This is a genomic window from Oligoflexus tunisiensis (genome assembly GCF_001748245.1).
GTDB lineage: Bacteria > Bdellovibrionota_B > Oligoflexia > Oligoflexales > Oligoflexaceae > Oligoflexus > Oligoflexus tunisiensis.
On record NZ_BDFO01000001.1, the window covers coordinates 1,254,365 to 1,277,811 of the forward strand.

General features: G+C 55.3%; 22 protein-coding genes. 16 read left to right on the plus strand and 6 right to left on the minus strand.

Translation table 11 applies throughout. The features are described from left to right. Positions 1-34 precede the first annotated feature (34 nt). The 5 genes from OLTU_RS05485 (at position 35) to OLTU_RS05505 (ending at position 5,266) form a co-directional block, all read left to right on the plus strand. Positions 35-1,066 carry a M48 family metalloprotease gene (locus tag OLTU_RS05485; protein WP_176736354.1) on the plus strand — a complete coding sequence of 344 codons (1,032 nt, stop codon included), beginning with the start codon at positions 35-37 and terminating at the stop codon, positions 1,064-1,066. Between the two features lie 3 nt (positions 1,067-1,069). Beyond that, positions 1,070-2,314: an OmpP1/FadL family transporter gene (locus OLTU_RS05490; protein ID WP_141731752.1), complete on the plus strand. Its 1,245-nt coding sequence runs from the start codon at positions 1,070-1,072 to the stop codon at positions 2,312-2,314. A 10-nt stretch (positions 2,315-2,324) separates the two neighbouring features. Continuing rightward, the gene (greA, locus tag OLTU_RS05495) at positions 2,325-2,801 is read left to right on the plus strand and encodes a transcription elongation factor GreA (RefSeq protein ID WP_141731753.1); all 477 of its coding nucleotides are present in this window, start codon (positions 2,325-2,327) and stop codon (positions 2,799-2,801) included. Positions 2,802-3,003: 202 nt separating this feature from the next. Then, complete coding sequence (locus OLTU_RS05500) at positions 3,004-3,855, plus strand: DUF2167 domain-containing protein (protein ID WP_141731754.1); 852 nt, start codon at positions 3,004-3,006, stop codon at positions 3,853-3,855. A gap of 82 nt (positions 3,856-3,937) precedes the next feature. Then, complete coding sequence (locus tag OLTU_RS05505) at positions 3,938-5,266, plus strand: PQQ-dependent sugar dehydrogenase (protein WP_141731755.1); 1,329 nt, start codon at positions 3,938-3,940, stop codon at positions 5,264-5,266. Here OLTU_RS05505 and OLTU_RS05510 read toward each other — a convergent pair whose 3' ends face one another. Both OLTU_RS05510 and OLTU_RS05515 read right to left on the minus strand, forming a co-directional pair. Then, the gene (locus OLTU_RS05510; RefSeq protein WP_141731756.1) at positions 5,267-6,457 is read right to left on the minus strand and encodes a PQQ-dependent sugar dehydrogenase; all 1,191 of its coding nucleotides are present in this window, start codon (positions 6,455-6,457) and stop codon (positions 5,267-5,269) included. Between the two features lie 150 nt (positions 6,458-6,607). After that, positions 6,608-7,201 carry an outer membrane protein gene (locus OLTU_RS05515; protein ID WP_141731757.1) on the minus strand — a complete coding sequence of 198 codons (594 nt, stop codon included), beginning with the start codon at positions 7,199-7,201 and terminating at the stop codon, positions 6,608-6,610. Between the two features lie 284 nt (positions 7,202-7,485). Here OLTU_RS05515 and OLTU_RS05520 point away from each other — a divergent pair, with 284 nt between their 5' ends. The 4 genes from OLTU_RS05520 to OLTU_RS05535 all read left to right on the plus strand — a co-directional run bounded on the left by OLTU_RS05520 (position 7,486) and on the right by OLTU_RS05535 (position 12,769). Then, positions 7,486-8,211 (plus strand): HAD family hydrolase, encoded by a 726-nt coding sequence (locus OLTU_RS05520; RefSeq protein WP_141731758.1) that lies wholly within the window; start codon positions 7,486-7,488, stop codon positions 8,209-8,211. A gap of 222 nt (positions 8,212-8,433) precedes the next feature. Beyond that, positions 8,434-8,628 (plus strand): hypothetical protein, encoded by a 195-nt coding sequence (locus OLTU_RS05525; RefSeq protein ID WP_141731759.1) that lies wholly within the window; start codon positions 8,434-8,436, stop codon positions 8,626-8,628. 41 nt (positions 8,629-8,669) lie between these two features. Then, positions 8,670-9,983 carry a DUF3373 family protein gene (locus tag OLTU_RS05530; protein ID WP_176736355.1) on the plus strand — a complete coding sequence of 438 codons (1,314 nt, stop codon included), beginning with the start codon at positions 8,670-8,672 and terminating at the stop codon, positions 9,981-9,983. 47 nt (positions 9,984-10,030) lie between these two features. Then, the gene (locus tag OLTU_RS05535; protein WP_218109856.1) at positions 10,031-12,769 is read left to right on the plus strand and encodes an Hpt domain-containing protein; all 2,739 of its coding nucleotides are present in this window, start codon (positions 10,031-10,033) and stop codon (positions 12,767-12,769) included. 133 nt (positions 12,770-12,902) lie between these two features. On the opposite strand, the gene OLTU_RS05540 is transcribed toward OLTU_RS05535, so the two are convergent. From OLTU_RS05540 to cysS, 3 genes are read right to left on the minus strand one after another with little or no spacing between them, the layout of a single operon-like run. Further along, positions 12,903-13,367 (minus strand): MgtC/SapB family protein, encoded by a 465-nt coding sequence (locus tag OLTU_RS05540; RefSeq protein WP_141731762.1) that lies wholly within the window; start codon positions 13,365-13,367, stop codon positions 12,903-12,905. A gap of 34 nt (positions 13,368-13,401) precedes the next feature. After that, complete coding sequence (gene hutI / locus OLTU_RS05545) at positions 13,402-14,640, minus strand: imidazolonepropionase (protein ID WP_141731763.1); 1,239 nt, start codon at positions 14,638-14,640, stop codon at positions 13,402-13,404. Positions 14,641-14,643: 3 nt separating this feature from the next. Then, positions 14,644-16,110, minus strand: coding sequence for a cysteine--tRNA ligase (cysS, locus tag OLTU_RS05550; RefSeq protein ID WP_176736356.1), 1,467 nt, complete (start codon positions 16,108-16,110; stop codon positions 14,644-14,646). A 186-nt stretch (positions 16,111-16,296) separates the two neighbouring features. Here cysS and OLTU_RS05555 point away from each other — a divergent pair, with 186 nt between their 5' ends. The 5 genes from OLTU_RS05555 (at position 16,297) to OLTU_RS05575 (ending at position 20,569) form a co-directional block, all read left to right on the plus strand. After that, positions 16,297-16,593 carry a hypothetical protein gene (locus OLTU_RS05555; RefSeq protein ID WP_218109857.1) on the plus strand — a complete coding sequence of 99 codons (297 nt, stop codon included), beginning with the start codon at positions 16,297-16,299 and terminating at the stop codon, positions 16,591-16,593. Between the two features lie 102 nt (positions 16,594-16,695). Next, positions 16,696-17,379 carry a hypothetical protein gene (locus OLTU_RS05560; RefSeq protein ID WP_141731766.1) on the plus strand — a complete coding sequence of 228 codons (684 nt, stop codon included), beginning with the start codon at positions 16,696-16,698 and terminating at the stop codon, positions 17,377-17,379. 109 nt (positions 17,380-17,488) lie between these two features. Then, positions 17,489-18,379, plus strand: coding sequence for a hypothetical protein (locus OLTU_RS05565; protein WP_141731767.1), 891 nt, complete (start codon positions 17,489-17,491; stop codon positions 18,377-18,379). Positions 18,380-18,549: 170 nt separating this feature from the next. After that, complete coding sequence (locus OLTU_RS05570; protein ID WP_141731768.1) at positions 18,550-19,608, plus strand: chemotaxis protein CheX; 1,059 nt, start codon at positions 18,550-18,552, stop codon at positions 19,606-19,608. Positions 19,609-19,762: 154 nt separating this feature from the next. Further along, positions 19,763-20,569: a sulfite exporter TauE/SafE family protein gene (locus OLTU_RS05575; protein WP_141731769.1), complete on the plus strand. Its 807-nt coding sequence runs from the start codon at positions 19,763-19,765 to the stop codon at positions 20,567-20,569. On the opposite strand, the gene OLTU_RS05580 is transcribed toward OLTU_RS05575, so the two are convergent. After that, positions 20,566-21,318 carry a DUF445 domain-containing protein gene (locus OLTU_RS05580; RefSeq protein ID WP_141731770.1) on the minus strand — a complete coding sequence of 251 codons (753 nt, stop codon included), beginning with the start codon at positions 21,316-21,318 and terminating at the stop codon, positions 20,566-20,568. The genes OLTU_RS05575 and OLTU_RS05580 overlap by 4 nt on opposite strands. Before the next feature lie 318 nt (positions 21,319-21,636). On the opposite strand from OLTU_RS05580, the gene OLTU_RS05585 reads away from it, so the two are divergent. Beyond that, the gene (locus OLTU_RS05585; RefSeq protein ID WP_141731771.1) at positions 21,637-22,056 is read left to right on the plus strand and encodes an arginine repressor; all 420 of its coding nucleotides are present in this window, start codon (positions 21,637-21,639) and stop codon (positions 22,054-22,056) included. Positions 22,057-22,090: 34 nt separating this feature from the next. Beyond that, positions 22,091-23,293 carry an argininosuccinate synthase gene (locus OLTU_RS05590; protein ID WP_141736746.1) on the plus strand — a complete coding sequence of 401 codons (1,203 nt, stop codon included), beginning with the start codon at positions 22,091-22,093 and terminating at the stop codon, positions 23,291-23,293. Positions 23,294-23,447: the final 154 nt, after the last annotated feature.

Genomic DNA, 23,447 nt, shown 5'->3' on the forward strand with positions numbered 1-23,447 from the left:
AGCGGGATTGTCCTCTATTCCCAGGAGAATGGCGATGAACAGTCACAAGCTGTCGCGAGCACGCGATGTCCTGGCTTTCGGTCTGTCCCTGGTCCTGATGGGTTCCTGCTCCTTCGGCAGTCAACCCAAGGCAGGCCAGGCGGAAGCGCAACCGGATGCCGAACAGCAAAAGAAACTGGATGAAGCACGTGCCGAGCTCGAAATCGGTCGTAACATGGCAGGCCGTCTCTTGAAATTCTACGGCGCCTATCCCGATGAAAAACTCGTGCGGTATGTGAACGAAGTCGGTAACTTCGTCGCCAAATACAGCGATTATCCTGATCGCCGGTATATGTTTGAGGTCTACAACAGCGATACGGTGAATGCCTTCGCCTGTCCCGGTGGATACATCCTGGTGTCCATCGGCGCGATCAAGAATGCCTCGAATGAAGCCGAGCTGGCCCACGTGCTCGGGCATGAGGTGGCTCATGTCGGGCATAAGCACATGTACAATGCCCTGAATAAAATGAGCAAGGAAGAGTTGGAAAAGAATGCCGACGCCAGTGGCAAGGCCACGGAAATTCCCGAGGAAACCAAGGCCCGCATGCGTCCCGCGCCCGAACAGTCGGAACTCGGAGCCACGATTGCCAAGTATCTGTCAGGCAGCGCAGCGGGTTTGAATATTCTGCAGGCCGCCAAAGCCGGTATGTCGGTGATCATGGAAAAAGGCCTCGGGGCTGAGTTGGAATACGAGGCCGATCGCGAAGGAACCCGCTATGCCGTGGGCGCCGGTTATTATCCCAAGGCTCTGATCAACTTCCTTTGCCGCATGGAAGTCAGTCGCGGCAAACCCAGAGATTACTGCCTGAAGGATGCCGTGGCCAAGGGCGAACCCTCCACCATTCTCGACAAAACCCACCCCGCGGTGCCGCTGCGCGTCAGCAATATCAAGGACGTGCTGGTGGCCATGAAAGCGGATGAGATTATCGGCGCAAAAGGAAAAAAACGTTTCACGGTGATCAAGGAACGCGCTTTGAAACAAGCCTCGAAAGCTCAGGTCGATACTGAAACGGAAGGAAAGGAATAACCGATGCGTAAGTCCTGGCGTTTGATTTTGATCGGCTGTGGCTTCTGGGGCACTCAGGGAATGGCGGACCAGTATCACTATCACAATCTCGTCGTTGGGGAACGGGCCATGGGTCTGGGTGGCGCTTTTTCCGCCATTGCCGATGATGCCTCCGGGGTGATTTACAATCCCGCCGGATTGGGTTTTGCGCTGTCGAGTGATATCTCGGGTTCGGCCAATGCCATCTATACGAAAAAAACGGTCTATAAGAAAACGATCGCCAATGATGACTTCACCGAGGAAAGCAGCGGGACGCTGTCACCCTTCTTCGGCGGTCTGCAAAAGCTCGACGACACCATGCAGGGCCTGGCCATCGCCTTCGCCATGTACTCGCTCGATTCTGAACTCAAGGATCAGGATGATGTGATTGAAAACATCGGCAGTCTGCAGCGCTTTCACCGGACCTCGAACATTCGTTCGAACACCACAGGCTACGGTCTCGGTGCCGCCAAACGGCTGAGCGGTAACTTTTCACTCGGGGTGTCGCTCAGCTGGATCGTGGTCGATGAGCTCGTCCAGGAATACCAGGACGTTCAATATGCCAATACCGGTTTCCTTGCGCAGAATATTCGCACACATCTGACCGCTTCCGCGCTGGACTCGGCAATCGGCGCCCAGTATGCGGTTGGGACCTTTTCCTTTGGAGTGGTGACGCGCCTGCGGAGCCTGATGGCTGAAAACTATGATTATGGTCAGGATAACAGCACCAATCTCCCAGCGGGCAGTAGCACACCAGGGGATACGGTACGCGGGAACGCTGACATAAAATTCAAGACGCCACTCAAGGATCTGCCAATGGAAGTCCGGGCGGGGGTTGCGTGGTTTCCCTCAGCCGTGTTTCTATGGTCCTTTGACGTAATCCATAATACGGCAGCCGAAGGCGACATTTTCAAGCGGGAGGCTGTTACCAACTTTGCAACAGGGGCTGAATATTATATAACTCCTTCAATACCCGTGAGGACTGGCATCTTTACGAATTATGATACCAGGCCTGCAGTCGAGAGTGGAAAGGTAAATCAGGCGGACCACATCGACTACATGGGCTATTCTTTGTTCTTCGGCTGGGTGCAGCCAAACAGTCAGGTTGCAGGTGGGTTGGTTGTCCAGGATGGTGAGGGCAAGGCCCAGAAGATCGGCAACTCAGCCAACATACAGACTGTGGAAGCCCGGTCGTATACGTTTGCCTTATCGGCAACTCACAGTTTTTAGAGGTGGCACAATGGCTACAGAAACCGTCCCTTTCACGCCCCAGGGATACGCAGAGCTGAAGGCGGAATTGGACACCTTGAAGTCGGTCGAACGACCCAAGGTGATTCAGGAGATTGCTGATGCGAGGGCGCACGGTGACTTGAAAGAAAATGCTGAATATCATGCAGCGCGGGAGCGTCAGAGCTTCATTGAGGGCCGCATCTCCATGCTGGATGATCAGATCGCGCGCGCGAATATTATCGACTTCAGCGGTGACCAGCCCGATCAGGTGAAGTTTGGTGCCTTTGTCACCATCATCGATGAAGATGGTGGTGAAGAGAAAACCTTCCGCATCGTGGGTGATCTCGAAGCGGATATCACGCGCAACAAATTGTCCATTGGTTCGCCTCTTTCCAAGGCTTTGATGGGTCGTCGCCCCGGCGATACCGTGGAAGTCGCTGTCCCCAAAGGCACCAAAGAGTACTCGATCGTACGCATTTCCTACTAATCATCGCCGTAAAATGACCAGACGCCGGATTGAGGACGCATGCCTTTGCATGTCCCTCGATGCCTGCGCGGCCTCAATATGACGAGCCCCCTGAGGCTGTCCAGGTTCTTGACACCTTCCCCCCAGTCGTTTCAAAAGCTTGGGCTCTGGCATGGGTCCTGTATGGTAAGGCTCATACCTGTTGAGGCTGAGGGACTTGCTCATGATGAATTTGCGTAGGCTGTTACTGTATGTGGTGTCTTTGTTTTGTCATTTCTCTGCGCATGGGGCGCTGGCGGATTCTGTTTATCGACTCGATGATGAACATTTTTCCTTGCGTCTCGATTCCAGGCTGCGTTTTATCGATGCCAAGGAAACCGCGCGCATCATGATTGAGGACTGGGGCAACCCCGCGCCGCACGTCATGGAACAAAATCCTCTCGGCATGATCGTCGATCAAAACTTTCCCAAAGGTTCGACCTGGGGCATCGTCATGACCGCTTCCCATGATGGCCATATTCCCGACAAGGATGCGAAAAGCATCGATAACGAGAGCATTCTGCAGATTCTGCGCAAGGAATATAAGCGCATGAACAGCCAAAGAAAGGCCGCGGGTACCGCTCCTGTGACGAGTCTGGACTGGGCCCTGGAGCCTCAGTATGATCGCCGCCGGCATCAGATCACCTGGGCCAAGACCATTGGCTTTGGCCGCAATGAAACGCGCACCTTGAATTATGCGGTCCGGATTCTGGGCCGTGAGAATGCCATCCATCTCAATGCTGTTGGTCCCATGGATCAGCTGGCCGCGATTACCCGCTCCATGCAGGCTGTGATCGCAGGGTCGGCCTTCGATGAAGGCTATCGCTATGAGGATTTCAACGCACTCTATCATCGCACGGCGGATTATGGACTGGTGGGTCTGGTCGCCGGTCCTTCCCAGCAGAAAACCAGCCGTTGGGAAATGCTCTGGCAGAACCTGGGCGGTGGCTCCTCACATTTCATGATCGCCGGTCTCTTCGGTTTTGTCGTGGTCCTCGGACGCTGGCTGACCCGACGCCGTCTCCCCGAATTTTAATCATGTCCTGGCGGCTCACGGCCGCTGGCGAAATCCTTGCAAATTCCTCCCAGGAGTTCACCCCAACCTGGGAGATATCACCATGAAAGCAATACTTCCTGTCCTGGCGATCAGTGGCAGTCTTCTGCTTTTGAATAACTGCAAGGGCGATGACGACGAGGATAATGACGTCCCTCCGCCTGCGGATCAGGGCCAGGAGGCGGCCGGTCTTGCCGATGGTCTGCCCGTACCGAATGTGGCGCATGATGCCCGGACCCTGAGCAAGGTCCTCGGCTGGCCTGCCGACAAAAAACCGGTGGCACCGGCCGGCTTTGAAGTGAAGGAATTCGCAGGTGGTCTGGAAAACCCACGCAACACCTACGCGTTGCCGAACGGCGATATATTGGTGGTGGAATCCAACACCAAAGGCAAAGGACCGCAGGAGGAGAATCTGGATCCCAACAAGGCCGCAAGGCGTGGCCAGAGCGCGGATCGCATCACCATCCTGCGCGACACGAACGGGGACGGTGTTTCCGATTCCCGGGCCCTCTTTCTTTCCGGTTTGAATCAGCCCTTCGGCATCGCTCTGGTCGGTGAGCAGCTCTTCGTGGCGAACACCGACAGCCTTATGGTTTTTCCTTATAAAACCGGTGATGTTGTCATCAACTTTGCCGGCCGCAAGATTCTGGATCTGCCGGCTGGTGGCTACAACAATCATTGGACCCGCAACCTTCTGGTGAGTCCGGATCAAACCAAACTCTATATTTCCGTGGGTTCGGCCAGCAATATTGCGGAGCATGGCTTAACGGAGGAAACACGTCGGGCCAATATCCTGCAGGTAAATCTGGACGGCAGTGGCGAGAAGGTTTTTGCCAGCGGCTTGCGCAATCCTGTGGGTATGGATTGGAACCCGGAGACCGGGGAGCTCTGGAGCGTGGTGAATGAGCGGGATTTTCTGGGCGATGACCTCGTTCCGGATTTCCTGACTTCGGTGAAGGAAAACAGTTTTTACGGCTGGCCTTATTCCTATTTCGGTCAGAATTTGGATCCACGTGTGCCTAACCAGAACCCTCAGCTGGTGGCGGCAGCCGTCGTGCCCGATGTGCCCCTCGGAGCCCATACCGCATCGCTGGGTCTGGCCTTTGCGCGCGGTGAGAATCTCCCGGATGCCTGGGACGAGGGTGCCTTCATCGCCCAGCATGGATCCTGGAATCGCACAACCATCGCGGGCTACAAGGTCGTGTTCCAACCCTTTGAGGATGGCAAACCCAGCGGGGCCTTGCAGGATTTCCTGACAGGATTTGTCGTGAACGCTGCGACGGCGGAAGTGTATGGACGGCCGGTGAGTGTCAGGGTTCTGGATTCCGGAATCATCCTCGTGGCGGATGATTCCGGGGATAAAGTCTGGTCGGTTGTACCGCTGGCGCGTTGATTAAGGAGCCGCTTTCAGGCGGAAGAGCCCCTGATTGCCGGCATCGCTGGTAAAGTACAGCGCTCCGTCAGGTCCAAAGGCGAGGCCGACCGGTCGCGCCCAGCGATCACCCGTGCTGGCATTTTGAAAGCCATGAACCAGGTTGTTCGCCATGGAAGCGGCCGCCGTTTCACCCAACGTGATCGCCACGATTCTGGGCTCACGACGTCCGGCCAGATCACCCGTGGCGGCGCCACTGGGGGGCGTTCCCCAGGAACCATGAACTGCGACAAAAGCCTGGCCGGTAAAGCGGCCGTTAAAATCCGAACTGCGTGGGAAGGCAACGGCCATGGGTGCACTGCGCGCGGGAAGGAAAGCGGCGGGTCTTTTGACCTCGGTGATGGGCCGCGGTGGATTTCTCGTGATGCAGGTGTCGCGGGTTACGGTTCCCTCAACGGTTTGGAACCAGGGCATGCCGAAGAAATCACCGTCCTCGACCGCAACAAAAACCTCCTTGGGTTCATCAAAACCATGATGATCCGGACCGTTGTTGCTGGCATAGAGGATGCCAGTGGCCGGATCCCAATCAAAACCAACCGGATTTCTCAGGCCTGATCCAAAGGGCCGCAGCACAGGCTTGCTGCCACCTTCATCGAGCACCATGATCCCACCGCGGCGCTTGCTGACCGGATAACTGGGACTCAGATACTCGTCCGAACAGTTGCCGCTGATGCCCAGCGAAACATAGATGCGCTGGTCCGGGCCTACGCCCACCGTGCGGCTGTTGTGACCAGGACCCCCTGGCAGTGCCTCAACCAGAGTGAAATCGCTTTTGGTATAGGTGCGGCCGGCTTCATAAAGAGCGCGGTAGAGGCCGTTGGTTTCCGCGAGCCAGATCTCTTCACCCTGAGCTGTCTGACGAAAGGCGACACTGTGCGGATAGCCACCAAATTGAATGGCCACTTCCGCCTTTTTGTAAGGCGCTTTCAGGCGATACACCACACCGGCTTTGGAACCGACCAGAAGGTCACCGTTGCTCGCAAACGCCATGAAACGCGGACCCTGCATCTCCGTGTTCAGAACTTCGATGGTCGTGCCTTCCGGGATGTTGACTGAATAGGCCTTGTCGTTCACCGTAAGTGTCTCGGATGAGGCCGCACAGGGAAGAAAGAGCAGGCTGCTGAGGATCCAACGCGATAGGGAAAGCTTCATCGTAATCTCCCGTCTTCAAAGGTTTCAAACATTGTCCACCTCCATCCATACAGCAGGGATGGAGTGCAGACAACTGAGCCCAAATGAAGACAGGATCCTATGTACAGAATTTTTCTGTTAACAAGGGCCGTACATAAACTTCTTTGTTCGTTAGAACTTAAAAGAAACGAAAACGGAAAGGTCATTGCGCTCGATGGCGACATCATCCAGCCTGATTCCGTTGGCGGAATCCTGGCTCATATCGTCCCGGCCAAGGGTTGTGCTGTAGCGATACTCACCACCGAAATCCATGGAAGGGGCGACCGCAAGAGCGAGGCCGACACCGACATCGCCGTTCAAGAGTGAAGCGGAATTAAAATCCTCGAGAGCGAACTGATGGAGACTGAGTCCACCTTTTCCGTATACGATCATATTGCTTTGGGAAATAAAATCATAAGCAAAGTATCCAGCCAGAGCCATATCAGAGGATTCCGCTTCATTCTGCTCGTAGTTGGTCATGGACACTTCACTGCCGAAACGGGCGCGATCATCCAGCTGGAATTCGAAATCCACACCGAAACCGAGGCCCGCGACCGTATCATCAGCATCACGGCCCTGCTGCGGGCTGAGCCCATAGCCGTCGGATTCGGCACGGATCTGACTATGGGTAAGCTTGGGTTTGATGGCGATGGCATCAGCGTAGGCGTGGGATGCGGCAAAAGTGGCGAGCGAGGCGAGAGTCAGGACGCTAAACTTGGAACCCATGATGTTTCTCCTTGATGCCTAATCTGCGAAACGATTTCGCAAAGGGATCAGGAGCAAGCCGTGATCCATATTTTTAATCAATAAATTTGACCTGTTACGAATAACCTGCGGGCGCAATTCTGGCGACATCCGTGCTCCAAAATATACAGCTGAAGACGGATGGTTCAACTTACTCCTTGCCGGGCTGCTGCGAGTGAAGGATCCTGTAATCGTCCCCGGTTGCCTACAATTTGTAGCGCCCAGGTGGGCCGGACCGCTTGAATATACGACACACGGAGGTTAGCATGGGTCAAAATGTGAAGAGCCTGTTGGCGGATAAGGAGGCCGTTCTCTTTGATGTGGACGGCACATTGGTCCAGAGCAATGAGATGCATGCCAGTGCCTGGGCTGAAGTGCTGCAACGTTTTGGACATGAAATCACCGCCGCCGAGGTCTGGCCTCTGATTGGCAAGGGCGGTGACAAAATTTTGCCCGAGCTGATTGGTATTGACGCGGAGAGTCCAGAAGGAAAAGAGATTACAGAAGCCCGGACAAAAATCTTCATCGAGCACTACGCCCCCCGGGTCAAGGCCATTCCCTGCGCCAGCGAACTCGTCGATTACCTGCAGAAACAAGGCAAAAAAATCGTGATTGCCACCTCGGCCAGCAAGGAGGAACTCAATGCCATCCTGAAGTCCACTGGCCTGGAAGGTCGCATCCCCGACATGACATCGTCCGACGATGCCGAGGCGTCCAAGCCGGATCCGGACATTATCGCCGCCGCTTTAAAAAAAGCCGGAACCTCAGCGGACCAGGCGGTGATGATAGGGGATACTCCGTATGATGTGGAGGCCTCCGTGCGGGCAGGCATCAGCGTCATCGCCCTCCGTTGTGGAGGCTGGTCGGATGAGGACTTTGAAGGAGCCACCGCCGTCTGCGAAGGTCCCGAGGAACTTCTGACGGAACTCTGTCGCACCCCGGAAAGCTCCGCCCTGCAGCCCACGCCGCCGCAGGGCGAAGCCGCCCTGTAACCTTCAAGCTCAACGTATGGCCAGGGCTCATTCCCTGGTCTGCATCCTTTCACTCGCCGATTTTCCGTCCTTTGCGGCTCAACGCAAATCAATCCTTGAGAAAATTTTCCGATAGATCCCTGTAGGCCTGTCAAGGTAAAGGAGTCCACCTTGTATAAAGTCATGCTAGGGATAGCGCTTTTTGCCCCATTTTGTGCATTCGGCAACCCAAAAGAAAATTTTGTGAAGGCAGTCGTGGAACAATGCCAGCTCCCCAAGGAAAAGGCGGAAAAACTGGCAACGACCGGACGCACGGGAACGATCGTTCTCTTCATCCACTGTGTGAATCCGCAATTCAAAATCAGTGATGACTGCGTGCTGAGCTGCAAGAAGCAAAGCAACCATATCGGTGGCTATACGGCCAGGGTCAGAACCTGATGCAGAAGACTATCACAATAAGCGGAGCCTTCCGAATGCCTATGAAATCCATTGTTATGCTGCTGGCTGCTGCGACATCGACGCCGGCCCTGGCCCAGGATGACCTCGAGAAACGTGTTGAGGCTCTGGAAATCGAAGTCAGCAGAAATCCCATCGAGTTCGGTGCGATCTTTGATTCACGCTATGATCTTCTGAGCTACACCCCAGAGGGTGGAAAAAAGGATACGGTCAACCTGAATCGCATGCTCTTCTCACTCAACATGAGCGCCAACCTCACGCCTAAACTTTCCCTTCATGGCCGCTACACCATGAGCAAGGTCTATATCAATTATGGAGACCCACACCCGGGCGCGATCACCTATGCCGAAGGTCGTACGTATAACGGTTCCCAGGCTTATATGGAACGGGCTTATGCCAACTACAGTCCTCTCGAGGGCCTGACTTTTTCCTTCGGACGTCTGCCGACTGTAGATGGCCCGCCGACGCATGTGCCCGATCAAACCACACGGCAGGGATCGTATCCTAAGCTGTCGTATGCCTATATCCTTGATGGCTATGGCATGACCTACGAAATACCCGGAAATTCGGGTCTGGTCTTCCGCTATATTTATTCCCCGCAGGGCTGGGTCGATCAAATTACGACCGATACGGACTGGAAAACCCGAGGTCCGAACTACCAGTCACATGAAGTGAAGGATGCCGATGGCAACGTTGTGAAGGTGCTGCCGGATGTCTCCGACCTTCATACTTTCATGCTCGACTACAATATTCTCGGTTCCGCCATCGCCCGGGACATCAATATCATCGGGATCTATATCCAGATGAATGGCGCTCCCTATGATACCGTGGATAACGACGGCAATCTGCTTTTCGGCAAGTATTCCCATTCCACTGCCACGGGCTACGTGGAACTCGTGGATATCGCGAAGAGCGGTATTTCGCTCAACGTCTCGCATGTCGTTTCCATGCTGAAGGATGATGTCGGCACGGACAGAAACTATACCTTGAATGGTTCAGCCTCGCTCGTGGGTATAGGCTATCAGGCCTCACTGGGATCCTTCCGCCCCTTCCTTTACGGGGAGTATTTGACCAGCACCAAGGGCTATCATTTTTATGATGATATTCCGGAAGAGCCCTTCAGTTTCTATTCCACGCGCGGAACAGCGTTTCAGCTTTCTGTGACCCATGAAGTGGAACACTATGGGCGCCTCAAGCTGGGCTATGCCCGCTGTCAGCCGGACTATCAGTGGGGTTATCCCATCTATGCCGATGCGGATGGCAATATTGTCACCGAGAGCGCGAAAACCAAGGATAAGATGGATTCCATCTACGCCAGCTTCCGCGTCGATATTTGAGGGTGAGCATGACCAGGTCGCGGCAGGGGTACAACAGTTTCTGGAAAATGCTGACAGCATTCTCCAGGCTGGGCCTCCTTGTCCTCGGTGTCGGTCTTTCCTCGCTGGCCCTGGCGGAGCTAAACGTCCGGGACCTCCTGTCCACGGAAAAGGCGCAACAGATGATGCTGGATAACCCGCGCCAGCTCATCGAAGTCCTGGAACCTCTGGTCACCCAGGGCAGCACGGACCTGCCGCCTCAACTGCACCTTCGCGCCGCCCGTCTTTATGCGGAAGGTCTCGTGGAGTTGGGGAATACGGCCCGCCTGGAAGATTTCATTCCCAAGCTTCAAAAGACTCTCTCTCCCAGTCGCGAGCCGGAAATCCTGGCGGAAAATCTTCTGGTTCAATTCCTTTTGATTCAGCAGGGGCAGGCGTATCCCACGACGGAGGAAAAGGAGAAGGCCTTCCAGGCCCTGCGTCTGGAAGCCGACCAGGCGGGTCTTCCCGCGGTCAAAGCCCGCATTCTCACCCGATTTTCCATATTTCTGACCGACAAGGGCGCGTTTCTGCAAGCCATGGAGCTGCAGAACGAGGTTCAGGATCTGATCGGCCAGGCTTCCGATCTTCCGGAAACCGATCAGGCGACCATCAAGAGCGCCATGGCTCAGCTGTATCAGCGTCTGGGGCAGGCCGAGCGATCGCTGGAACTCATGCGCGAGGTCCTGGAATTCAGTGAAAGGATGCAGCTGCATTATCTCGCTGCCACCACACAGTTGAATATTGGATCCTATCATGAGAAGCAGGCTGATCCTGAAGCCAGGACCAGGGCCCGGACCGCTTATGAAGCCGCACAAAGCAAGGCCCAGGCGATTGATGATGGTATCACCGTCGGAGCGTCTCTCCTCGGGCTGGCTCGCATTTCAATCGGGACGAAGGAGAACCGCAAGGCCATCGCATATCTTGAAAAGGCTTTGGCTCTTTTTACCGAAATGCAACAGATCGTCTGGCTGGGGGAAGTGTACCTGAACCTCGGACAGGCACTGGCCGCTGCTGGCCGCCATCGTGAAGCGGAACAGGCTCTGGAAAATGCGGAACTTTATTTTCCCCCGGACTATCTTGGTGATCATAACCGCATTCTTGAGCAGAGAGCCTTCAATCTTTATGCCCTCGGCAACAAGGATGCGGCGTTTACGGCGCTCAAGGAACATGTGGCCGTTCATAAGAAATTGAATAATGAAAAATTCAATCAGGACCTCTCGCAGCTGATGGTCCGCCTCGGCCTGAAGGTGGCAGAGGATCGCAACGCCATGCTGCTGAAGGAGAATGAACTGCAGCACCAACGCATCGAGGACGCCGAACGGCTGCGCCTCTATATGAGCGTGGTTCTGGGGCTTTCCATTCTCATGATGGGCTTTCTCGGCTTCTCGCTCTGGAGTGCCCGCGAAGTGAAAAAGAGCCGGAAGAAACTGCAAAGAATTCTGGATAACATCGATGAAGGGATCCTGACCGTGGATCGTTCCCTTCGCATCGAACCGCATTATTCCCGGCATGTTCATAAGATTTTTGAAGGCAGTTCCAGCAGCCTGGCCGGCCACGAAGTTTTAGCGCCCCTGGCCACGCATTCGAGTCTGCATCCTGAGGCTTTGACTCTGCTGCGTGAGTCCCTGCAGGCCTCCCTGGGCAACGATATGCTCAGTTGGGAGCTGAACAGCGGTCACGTGCCCATTGAATTTGTCATTAAAAAACAGGACAAGGATCGCCATATCTCCATCAACTGGGTGCCTTTGATGAACCGCGGTCAGCAGATCGAAGGCTTTCTCCTCGGTCTGCGGGATGTTACGGCCCGGCGTCTTTTGGAAGCCAGGGTCCAGGAGGAAAAGCAGAAGAGCGATCGCCTGACGAGGCTGCTCAGTGAGCTGGCGCAGACGGATCGCCGTCGTGCCGCCGACCTCTTAAAGCAGGTGACACGGCTCCTTGCCCAGGGTCTTGAATCCGGGAAAATGGAACAATTCAAGCGCGACGTGCATACCTATAAGGGTGTGGCCCGCAGCCTTGGACTTTGGGACCTGGGCCGCTTTTTACATGCGCTGGAGGATCGGGTGGCCGAGGTGCAACAGCCGGATTCCCTGGCTGCGCTCTGGGATGAACTGCGCCCGACCTGGGACGGTCTTTTCCATGATTATGGCACGATGCTGGCGGATCTTTTGGATAACAGGAATGAAACAGGCAGCGCCGGAAGAAATCTGCTCGGCCTTGTCAGTCAGAAGGCTCCTCTTCTCGCGGATCATCTTAAGGGTCACGGCTTCGCCACTTTCAGCCTGACGGTACGCGACAGCCTCAACATCTGGCCGCAGCCCATCATCGAGATTCTCGACAAGGTCCTCATTCATGCTCTCATCAATGCTGCGGATCATGGTTATATCCTGACTCCCAAAGGCAAGCTGTCGCGCACGGAACCGACCTTCCGTATCGAGGCCCGTCTTTTGCCCACGCATGGCGAGGTTCGGATCATGGATCAGGGAGCCGGGCTGGATATTTTGAAGATCTGCGCCATGGCTGTCAAAAAACGCATTCCGATCGAGGATGAGGCGTCGGTTCTGGAGGTGCTCTTTATGGACGGCACCACGACCACGGATTCGGTGACCATCACCAGTGGCCGTGGCATTGGTCTGGCTGCCATTCGATCGCTGGTCACGAGTGTGCAGGGACGGGTTAACATTGAGAATAATCAGGAAGGACCGGGCACGACCCTCGTTCTGGATTTTCCTGCGTCTCATTTCATCCAGGCCGCTGCCGCCGCCTAGAGGTGATGAAAAGGCCCCTCATTCTACGTTGCTCGGTCAGCTCCGCTCCTCATGTACCAGCGTGTACACTCCCCGGTGCTCGCCTCTCTCGCGCCTTGCCTGAGGGGCCTTTTCATCACCTCCAGGCACACACTCAATTGTCATGTTTCGGATCCGGAATCAAAGCCAGTACACCCAGGGCGAACAGCGTCCCGATCACTGCACTCGCCTCGCGGCCCAGGCCGACGACGATGCCGATGCAAGCTGTAAACCAGATGCTGGCCGCGGTGGTCAGACCTTCGACTTTTCTTTTGTCGGTGCGTTTTAGAATGGAGCCAGCTCCGACAAAGCCGATGCCGGCCATGATTCCTTGAATCACGCGGCTCATATCCTCGAAGGGCATGTGTGCCTGTTGCACGGCAGCAACGACAAAGGCGGTTCCCAGGCAGACCAGCATATGGGTGCGGAGACCGGCATCCTTGCCTCGCCACTCGCGTTCGTAACCGATCAAGCCGCCGAGGACAGCGCCCACCAGCAGACGGATCACGAGGCGTGTTGCGGTTTGCAGGCTCGGCAGATCGGAAAATTCGGCGACCACGCCATCCCATATTTCATCCATCCCGGCCGATCGCCCCCATTATTAAGCGCGTGCTCTAAGTCAAACGCATGCCTCCGATCACAACCTCCTTGGGCTTGGTTTGACCGAAGTGCGCGATCCATTGCTCGACGGAGTTCACGCCATGCACGACGACATCGGCATCATAGCCTGGCATGAACGCGCCTTTATGTTCTTCAAGACGCAAGGCCCGGGCGGCATTCCAGGTCACGGCCACCAGCGCCTCGGCTGCGCTCATGCCGCAGTACAAGGCGGCGAGACTGGCGGCAAAGGGAAGATTGCCAATGAAACAGGAGCCCGGATTGAAATCACTGGCCACCGCGATCGGACAGTCCGCATCGCGATACCTTGAGGCCTTGGCATAAGCGATCTTCGTATAGAAGGATGTGCCGGGCAAAAGAACGGCGACCGTTCCTGCTTCCGCCATGGCGCGAATGCCTGTATCACTGGCTGCCTGGACGTGATCCGCGCTGGCCGCCCCCCAGCGGGCTGCTGCAAAAGCCGCGCCACTGTCATTGAATTCATCCGCATGCACGCGAAGCTTCAGGCCCAGCGAGAGCGCCTTTTGCGCAAAGCTCTCGGCATCGGCGACCGAGAAATAGCCGTCCTCGACAAAGGCATCGACCCAATCCGCAAGACCGGTGCGGGCGAGTTCCGGCAGAAGCTCATCGCGCATCGCCTGCACATAGGATGATTTATCAGGAATATCGGTCGGCAGATCATGCAGGGCGAGACAGGTTACCACCACGGTCTGCGGACTCGCGGCTCCCACCTGTCTGAGAACCCGGAGCAGGCGCAGCTCTTCGGCCACGGACTGACCGTAACCCGTCTTGGCTTCGACCGTCGTCACACCGTTGCGCAGAAAAACCCAGAGCTGTGACAGGCATTTTTGCATCAGTTGATGATCATCCGCCGCGCGTGTGCTGCGTATGGAATATTTAATGCCACCGCCGCGGGCGGCGATCTCCTGATAGGTGGATCCGCTCAGGCGCATCGCGAATTCATGCGTACGGTCACCACCAAAGATGGGGTGCGTGTGACAATCAATCAAGCCGGGCGTTACCAGAGCCCCGCGGGCATCAAGCTGGGGCCAGCGTTCGAATCGTTCCGGTATCGCGCCGCCGCCCATGTCCTGAATTTTTCCATCCGCGATCGCCAGCCAGCCATGAGCGATCACGCCCAGGTCATCCGGTGTGATGCGGATGTACCGCTTTTCTGTGGCCAAAGGTGCCAGGGTTACGAGTTGTCCGCAGTTCTTGATTAGCAGCTGTGCCATGGGTCAGGCCTCATCATCTTTCCACAGGATCGTCCAACGTGTTCCTTCGGGAGTATCCATCACTTCAATATTCAACTGCAAAAGCTCCTGCCGCACGGCATCGGCCTTGGCCCAGTCCTTGTTTTGCCGGGCCTCATTGCGCGCCTGGATCAGGCGGTTGACTTCGCTTTCCGCGAGGTTCATCTCTTTCAGAATCTGCAATTTAAGCTGGGAAATAAAGGCCTGCGGCTCCATCCGCAGAAGGCCGAACACCCCAAAGAGTTCGCGCAGGGTTTGAACATAGGCCTTGGCCGTGAAACATTTCGCGGGCGTTTTCTTGCCCTGCCGCAGTTCGTTGGCCCGGCGGAAACCCTGCAAAAGTTCGCGCATGGCGCCCACGGTTCCAAAGTCGTTGCTCATCTCATGATGAAAAGCTTCCACCAGGGCCCGCGGATCAAAGCCCGGCACCAGTTTTTCCTGAAGCGGGGCATCCGCCGCGAGGCGATCGAGATCCTGGAGGCTTTCATAGAAATAAAGGAGACGGCGCGCGGCCTGACGGAAGACCTGTTCCGAGAAGTCCACATTCGACGTGTAATGGAACTGCAGATACGCGAGCCGCAGCACCTCCCCGGGGAAACGCGCGATGAAGTCCTTGATCATGATGTGATTGCCAAGGCTCTTCGACATTTTCTGCTTATTGATCGTCAGGAGTCCCGAATGCATCCAATAGCGCGCATAACCGCAGCCATTGGCGGCTTCTGACTGGGCTATTTCATTTTCATGATGGGGGAAGACCAGATCGCGTCCGCCGCCGTGAATATCAAAGGTGGCCCCGAGGAACATTTTCGCCATCGCGCTGCACTCGATGTGCCAGCCCGGGCGGCCGCGACCCCAGGGGCTGTCCCATGAGGCGCCTTCGGTTTCATCGTGTTTCCACAGGGCGAAATCCATGTCGAATTCCTTGTCACCGGCGACCAGGTCGCGTGTCCCCACCCGCAGTTCATCGATTTTGCGATTGGAAAGTTTCCCGTAATCGCTCTTCTTGAGCACGCGGTAGTACACATCACCTTCCGCGTTGGCGTAAGCATAACCCTTCTGCACAAGGGCCTGAATCATGGTGATAATCTGCGGGATCGATTCCGACACGCGCGGTTCATGATTGGCCGGCCGCACTCCAATCAGCGCCATATCCTCTTCCGAGGAGGCGATCATCGCGTCCACCAGCTGTTTGGGACTGATGCCGCGTTCCTGGGCCCGGTTGATGATCTTGTCGTCAACATCGGTGTAATTACGCACGTAGGTGACGCGATAACCGCAGTATTCGAAGTAGCTGCGGATCACATCGAAGTACACCGCTTGCATTGCGTGGCCAAGATGACAATTATCGTAGACGGTGACACCGCAGGCATACATCCTGACGTGATTCGGCTCGAGGGTTTCCAGCTTTTCTTTTTTTCCGGTAAGTGTGTTGAGGAGATGGATCTCGCGCACGATAACTCCTAAGGCACCAAAAACATTGTCATAATATCTGGGCAAAAACGACCAGATCACTCTTATACAAGACGCAAGCGGAGCGTGTCCATTGCATCGCTGCAGTTTAGCCTCAAGTTTCCGGCTCGTCGTTCGATAAATGAGGCAGGAGGATCGACATCGATGTCCGGTGCATCCAAATCACAAATGATCGACGTTTCGGAGCTGCAGTATTATTTCGATGCTGTGGAGCGTGATAGTTTGGATCGTCAGAGTCATAGCCGACGGTCCTCGGAAGTTCTGGCCATTCGGGATAAACTTTTGACGCTGCCCGACAAGGATTTCGAAGCGGCCGTGCAGACGATCAAGAATATTCTGACGCCCACCGGTGGCCAGGCCCCCGGTTCGGAAGAGAACAAGGTCAAAAAGCAGCAGGCTGCCGACCTTTATGAAAAGACCCGCGCAGATAAACCACTGACCTCGCTGAAGGCCGGTTCGGTTTAGAGACAAAACTTACCATAACCGATACCCCTTCCAACCCGGGACTGCCCAGGTTCCCTCGCTTTCGACTACAATGGAGCAAAGGCATCAGCGAGAGGGGAACGCATGCAACATCCGCTTTGGGATGACGAAATGAAGTTTGAGCTTTTCCGTTTCCGCAGCGAGCTGAAAACGGAAAATATTCGTGTCCTCGCCGAACCCATGGGGCTCGGCCTTGTGAAACGCGAAATCAGCTCCGGGCGCAGCCTCTACCCACAGCTGGCCCATACTCCGATACAGCCCGAAACGACGGCTGCAAAAAATCTAAATCCCAGATCGACACCCACACCCGCACCCTTGAACTATCCAACACCCGGTGAGATGCCTGCGGCATCTTTGCAAACGCCCCCGATTCCAGCGATCCCTCATCCCCAGCAACCCTTGATGACCATGGCCCACAACCCACAGAGCAGCCTACGCCGGTGGCTCTTCTACGTGCTGTCCCACTGCGTTGATCTTGGTTTTGTTGGGCTGTGTCTGGGGCTGGGTTTTATTGTTCTCGGCTTCGTCCTCGATCCGACGAACATGTCTCTGCACCCTGGAACATGGATGCAGGCTGCACCCGTCCAGGTCCTGCGACAGATTCATGGCTGGGCTCTGATGGTCGGAGTTTATATTGTGTTTGGCTGCTACTGGTGTTTCTTCCGGTTCGTTTCCGGTGCCACCCTCGGCGAAACTTGCTTGCACAATTTCAGCCATGACGTCGAGCCTCCACGCGCCGCCTCAGTCAAGGGCTCTGGGGATTCCTGACCGGGCATCCTTGACAGTCTCAAGATGTGGTATGTATAGTTGTTATAAGCCTTTTTAAAAGTAAATGAATGACTTGGCCAGCGTCCTCGAGGACGTCGGAGGAAAAGCCATGAAGCGCTCGGGAGCTGTGAAATTCCCCCACTCGGTGCAACTGTTTAAGTTTTGTCAGAAAGTGATGATGCACCAAAAGGGTACCAAGGTTCGGGACCAGGAGGTGGGCTCGATCCTGAATTTCAATCCCTCGGATTGCAGTCACTGGAAACGCGGGGAGAAAAATGTTCGGTCGGTTTTCGCATTAGCGAAACTCGCCGATGCCTTGAGCGTTGAAACCACACTCATTCACGATATCACTAGCGGTACCGCTGATCTGGATGAGGCGTTTTTTGAGTATCAGGAAGCGAAGAGCTTTCGTGCGCTCAAAGAACAAATTCAAAAAGTGGAGCATGAGCAGCTGAAGGCCGCTCGTGAACGCGTTGTTGAATTCACCCAGCGTATTCAGCAGGAATGTGAATTCCAGACGCCGCCACTGTACCTGCCAGAGGTCATGCGGACCTTTGCTTTCATCAGCACGCAACCGGTCGATATGCTCGATAAACTGAGCCGTATCCTGCGCGTCAAGGCTGGCCAATACTGTATTCAGTATAAAAAAGGCGAGTTGAAAGCTCAGACCCGTATGTCGATGGTCAAGGACCTCGCGCGTATCATCTTTGAAGGGGAGCGCGGTCGTTTCCCTGAATTCGGTCCCATGCAGGCTGAACTCGTGGCTTACGAAGAGCAGGTGTTTGTCGCCAATCTTCTGCTGCCCCGTTCGATGCTGCAGACGGAACTCAGCAAGCTGGATACCCGCCGCAACGTCATCAGCGAACTGGCGACGATCTTCTGGGTGCCCAAGTCCCTGATCAGCTATCAGCTGCAGGAAATCGTCTGCGAAACGCTGCAGCCTGATGCTGCCGCCCGCGGTCACGCTGAGATCACCCGACCGGAATCCATCACCGCCTAATGGTGGTTGAACTATCTAATCGCAACAGTTGGGGCTCCGGTAAAACGGAGCTCTTTTTTTTGTGTTTTGCCGGACCTGGCGGCCGCGGACCCGGGTCCTGATTCCCCCAAACCTTAAGAAACAGCCCTCCTGCACCGAAAAGACCTTGAGGCCAACAGTGAGGTTTTACGGTGAATACCGAGCAATTGAAAGTCTTTGAGTCTTTTGTCCAGGAAGCCATGCACCAAACGCTGCCGCAGGCCGGCCTGAGTCGCATCGAGGACAGCTCGGACGAAGACATGGTCCACTGGCCGGATCCGATCCTGGTCAGCATCATGAGCTTTCAAAGCAACAATATGCAAGGCACCGCGGTTCTGGGCTGTGATGCCGCCTTTCTGGAACGCACCTATCCGAACTTCGATCCGAGCGATCCCGACCGTGCTTCCCTGCTCCATGACTGGCTCGGGGAACTCAGCAACCTTTTGATAGGCCGGCTGAAAAATAAGCTCCTGCCCTATGGTGTGACGCTGAAACTCAATCCACCCTCGGTGATCGAAGCCAGCGAAGGAATCTTTGCCAGCTACGCCACCCGCCGCGATAATGTGAAGCTCTGGTTTAGCTGCGAGCATCAGTTCTTCTGTGTTTCATTCAGTATGGACCTCGATGAGTCGGTGAACCTGGCCGCGCAGCTCCCCAGCCAGGGTCATGAACTGCAGCCTGGCGACGCCATCTATCGCCTCAACGAACCGATGGGATCCTCCCGAAAATACGATGTGATCGCCCAGATCCGTTCGGGTGTGATGACGGATGATGATCCCGCCCTGCATGATGACTTTGAATTCGATGATGACGCTCCTATGCATCATCATACGATGAGCCGCCATCTGGAAGGTGTGGATGAGCTGGAAGCCAGCACCGGTAGAAAGTCGACGTCCAGCACCACGGTGCCGAATGCCACGCGCGTCCAATACCCTGATGTGCATCAAACCACGGTCACCGACAGCAGCATGCCGCGGAGTAACAACCGTCGCAGTCTGGAAGCCGCGGAATGGGATGAACCCGGTGAACTCTGCCTGCGCTTTCAAGGCGGGAGCATCGTGCGTTTGTCACCGGCCAACCTTCTGGCCAACGGCACCCATCTTTTGGTTATCGAAGGATACCAGCTGGAGATCAAGCAGACGACGCATGGCATCTGTGTGACCCTGCCGGAACTCAAGATTTCCCTGGAAACCAGCATTCGCGCGGCCTGACGTTTCACAGCGTTGCCATTATGTTGCAAGATGATGAAACATCTGGAGCATCCGCTCCCCCCAGTTCTCTGAAATCATCCAAAATTTCAACCTATTAGCATGGCCCTTGAGGCTGGCATATGACTTGATACGCGTGGGGCGGGATCACATTCACATGAAGGATATCGACGTGGAACTTTTCGGTTATACAGCCAGTATTTTGATGGGTCTCTCGCTCGGGATGATTGGAGGTGGCGGTTCCATACTTACTGTTCCCATCCTGGTCTATCTGTTTGCCTTACCGCCCGTGGTGGCGACAGGATATTCGCTTTTTGTCGTGGGTCTGACCGCGCTCGTCGGTGGTTTGTATGGACTCCGTCGTGGGCCGCTGGATTTTAAAACCGTTTTGATTTTTGCCGCCTGCAGTTTTCCCGGAGTCCAGTTGACCCGCGCCTGGGTGATCCCGAATCTTCCGGATCCTGTTTTTCAGGTGGCCGGTTTTCACATGGGCAAAGGCACGCTGATGATGGCGGTTTTTGCCCTGCTCATGATCCTGGCCTCCTATTCGATGATTCGCCGCAGGACCCCGCAGCTCAAGGCTGAATGGAGTCCCATCCAACGCAATGTCATGATTGGTTTGGTTGGGCTCGGCGTTGGCTGCGTCACGGGATTTGTGGGGGCCGGTGGCGGATTTCTCGTCGTTCCGTCGCTGGTGATCCTGGTTGGACTGCCGATGAAAAAAGCGGTGGGCACCTCGCTCTTCATTATCGCCATCAACTCGCTCTCAGGTTTTATCGGTGATTTGCAGCGGCAGGCTCTTGTGGATTGGACGCTCCTTCTCTCGATCGCAGCCATTGCCATCAGCGGAATTTTTCTGGGAACCTGGGCCTCCCGCTTTGTGGCGGAAGACAGGTTGAAAAAAGCCTTTGGCTGGTTTGTGCTGGTGATGGGATCCGGAATTTTGCTGCAGCAAACTGTTTAAAGAAAGCTCGCACCCAGACCGAGGATCGCTCCGAAGACACCGCCCCAGACCACCAGCCAGCCGAGGTGGGAGCGTATCATGTCCTGGATGATGTCCTTCACCATCTGCGGCGTCAGTTCCTCGAGCCGGGCCTGCACCACCTGTTCGATCTTGTCCATGAGGCCCGGGGCAGAGAAGTCCTTGGCCAGGACCTTGTGCAGGATTTCGCCGAATTTCGGTGAGGCGACGATCTCACGAATGGCTTCCTCGATTTTTTGTTCGAAGGAGGGGCGCAGTTTATCCTTCACTGCATCGATGCCACCGAACATCGCCAGCATGGGTCCAAAGGGCGAATTCTGCACGGCGCTCATGAGCTTTTCAAAAAGGATATCGCGGTCGATCGCATTGATGATCACATCGGCTTCGATAGCCCGGGCGGCCTGATTGCCGAGGAAGCGTTCCAGGTTCTCCTGGGTGAAAAATTCCTTCATGATCAATTTACGAATGCCGCGTTTGAATTCCTCAAACTTGAGCGGGATGATGCCGGATCCATAAAGCCCCGGCACGCGCTCGAACAGCATGTAAATGGCGAGCCAGTTGGTGATGGCACCGGAGAGGGCGTAGGAGCCAATGGCTTTAAGCTGAGGGCCCCAGATGGGACTGATAAAACCGAACATAAAACACAGGAGAGCGATGAGATTGGTGAGGAAACTCTTATCCGACCATTCGAATTTTCCGTAAATACCGGCCGCCTTGCTTGAAAAACCCATGCGATTACCTTCCAATCTGAATATTCCATCCGTGTGCATATTACTACAAGTATGCGCATAGCCGGCGCAAGATCAAAAGGTCGTCACCGGCACCCCGCTCCCACTGACTGATACATTTAGATCATTGATTTCGATAAGTTGCCAGTACCAAAGCCTTGTCCAGGCTGGGACACATCGGTCCATTCCCGACCTTTTCTGCAGTGTCCCAAAAAAATTATGAAAGCGCCCCCATTTTTTTGTTGGGTGAGTCTGCATAATAGTGTAGTTATGCGTATGTTAAGTCTATTTATGCACATGATACGCATATAGGTGTCAGCCATGCTCGACCAGAACCGCCTTAGCATCATTGCCGACGTTATTCGCAATAATAAGGTGAGCAACCAGCACGATCTCAAGGAACACTTGAAAGGGCGGGGATTCGATACCACGCAGTCCAGCATTTCCCGCGATCTGAAAAAGCTGGGTGTGGTGAAAGTCGAGGGTTTCTATAAGACGCCCAGCATTGCGCCCGGTGAATCCAGCAAAGTGGATCGACTCGATGCCACAACTGCCGGCGACAACCTCATCATTCTGAAGACCGGGCCTGGCAATGCCAACCGTGCCGGAGTGGTGATCGACCGCGCAAACATTCCTGGGATTTTGGGAACCATTGCGGGGGATGACACTATTTTTGTCGCAGTCGCCAACCGTCAGCAGCAGGCCAAAGTCTTGAGACGCGTCTTTGCCCTGTTTGATTGATAGCCCATAACACACGTTCAAGATGGAAGGAGCAATCGTGCAGGATATTAAGAAGATCGTACTCGCGTATTCCGGGGGACTGGATACTTCGGTCATGGCGAAGTGGATCAAGGAAACCTATCGTTGTGAAATCGTCGCCTTCACGGCCGATATCGGTCAAGGGGCAGAGCTGTCAGGGCTGGAGGAAAAGGCTCTGTCGACCGGTTGCTCCTCGATTTTTATTGAGGATCTGCGCGATGAATTTGTGCGCGATTATGTGTTTTATGCGATCAAGGCCAAGGCTGTTTATGAGGGCTGCTATCTGCTTGGCACCTCCGTGGCCCGCCCGGTGATCGCCAAGCGGCAGATCGAGATTGCGCAAAAAGTGGGAGCCGATGCGGTGGCTCATGGCGCAACCGGCAAGGGGAATGATCAGGTTCGTTTTGAACTGACCTATTATAGTCTGAAGCCCGATATCAAGGTGATCGCACCCTGGCGGAACTGGCCGTTCAAGTCGCGGACGGACTGTATCAATTACGCGAAGGAACATAATATTCCGGTGACCGCGACCGCGGCCAAGCCTTACTCGATGGATGCCAACCTTATGCACATCAGCTATGAAGGGGGTATTCTGGAGGATCCGTGGGCGGCTCCGCCTGAGGATATCTTCCTGCTCACCAAATCGGTGGAGCAGGCGCCGAATGAGCCGACGGTGCTGACGCTGGCCTTTGAACGTGGGGTGCCGGTCGCAATCAACGGTGAAGCCATGAGTCCTGTGGATCTTCTGACCCGTTTGAATGAAGTGGCCGGGCTCAATGGGGTGGGCCGGGTGGATATCGTGGAAAATCGCTTTGTGGGAATGAAGTCGCGCGGTGTGTATGAAACTCCGGGTGTGACGGTCCTGCATCAGGCGCATCGGGCTTTGGAAAGCATCACGCTCGACCGTGAGGTGATGCGTCTGCGCGATGGGCTTTCGATCAAGGTTGCGGAGTTGATTTATAATGGGTTCTGGTTCGCGCCTGAGTTTCAGCATATCAAGGGCATGATCGAAGGCATGATGGAAAACGTTACGGGTGAGGTGAAGCTGCGGCTTTATAAAGGCAATGTGACGACGCTTGGTCGGCGTTCGCCTTACTCGCTTTATAGTGAGCAGCTGGCGACTTTTGAAGCCGATCAGGTTTATAACCAGGCGGATGCGGAAGGGTTTATCAAGCTGAACGCTTTGCGTTTGCGCCGGCAGGCTCAGTTGCGGGGATAAATGGCGGCGCCCCCTTCGGGGGTGACGTAAGTTTCGGCTCCCTTTCGGGGGTGAAAGGCGGCGCCCCCTTCGGGGGTGACGGAATAGTTTCGGCTCCCTTTTGGGGGTGACAGGCAGCCCCCTTCGGGGGTGACGGGTGCCCCTTCGAGGGTGA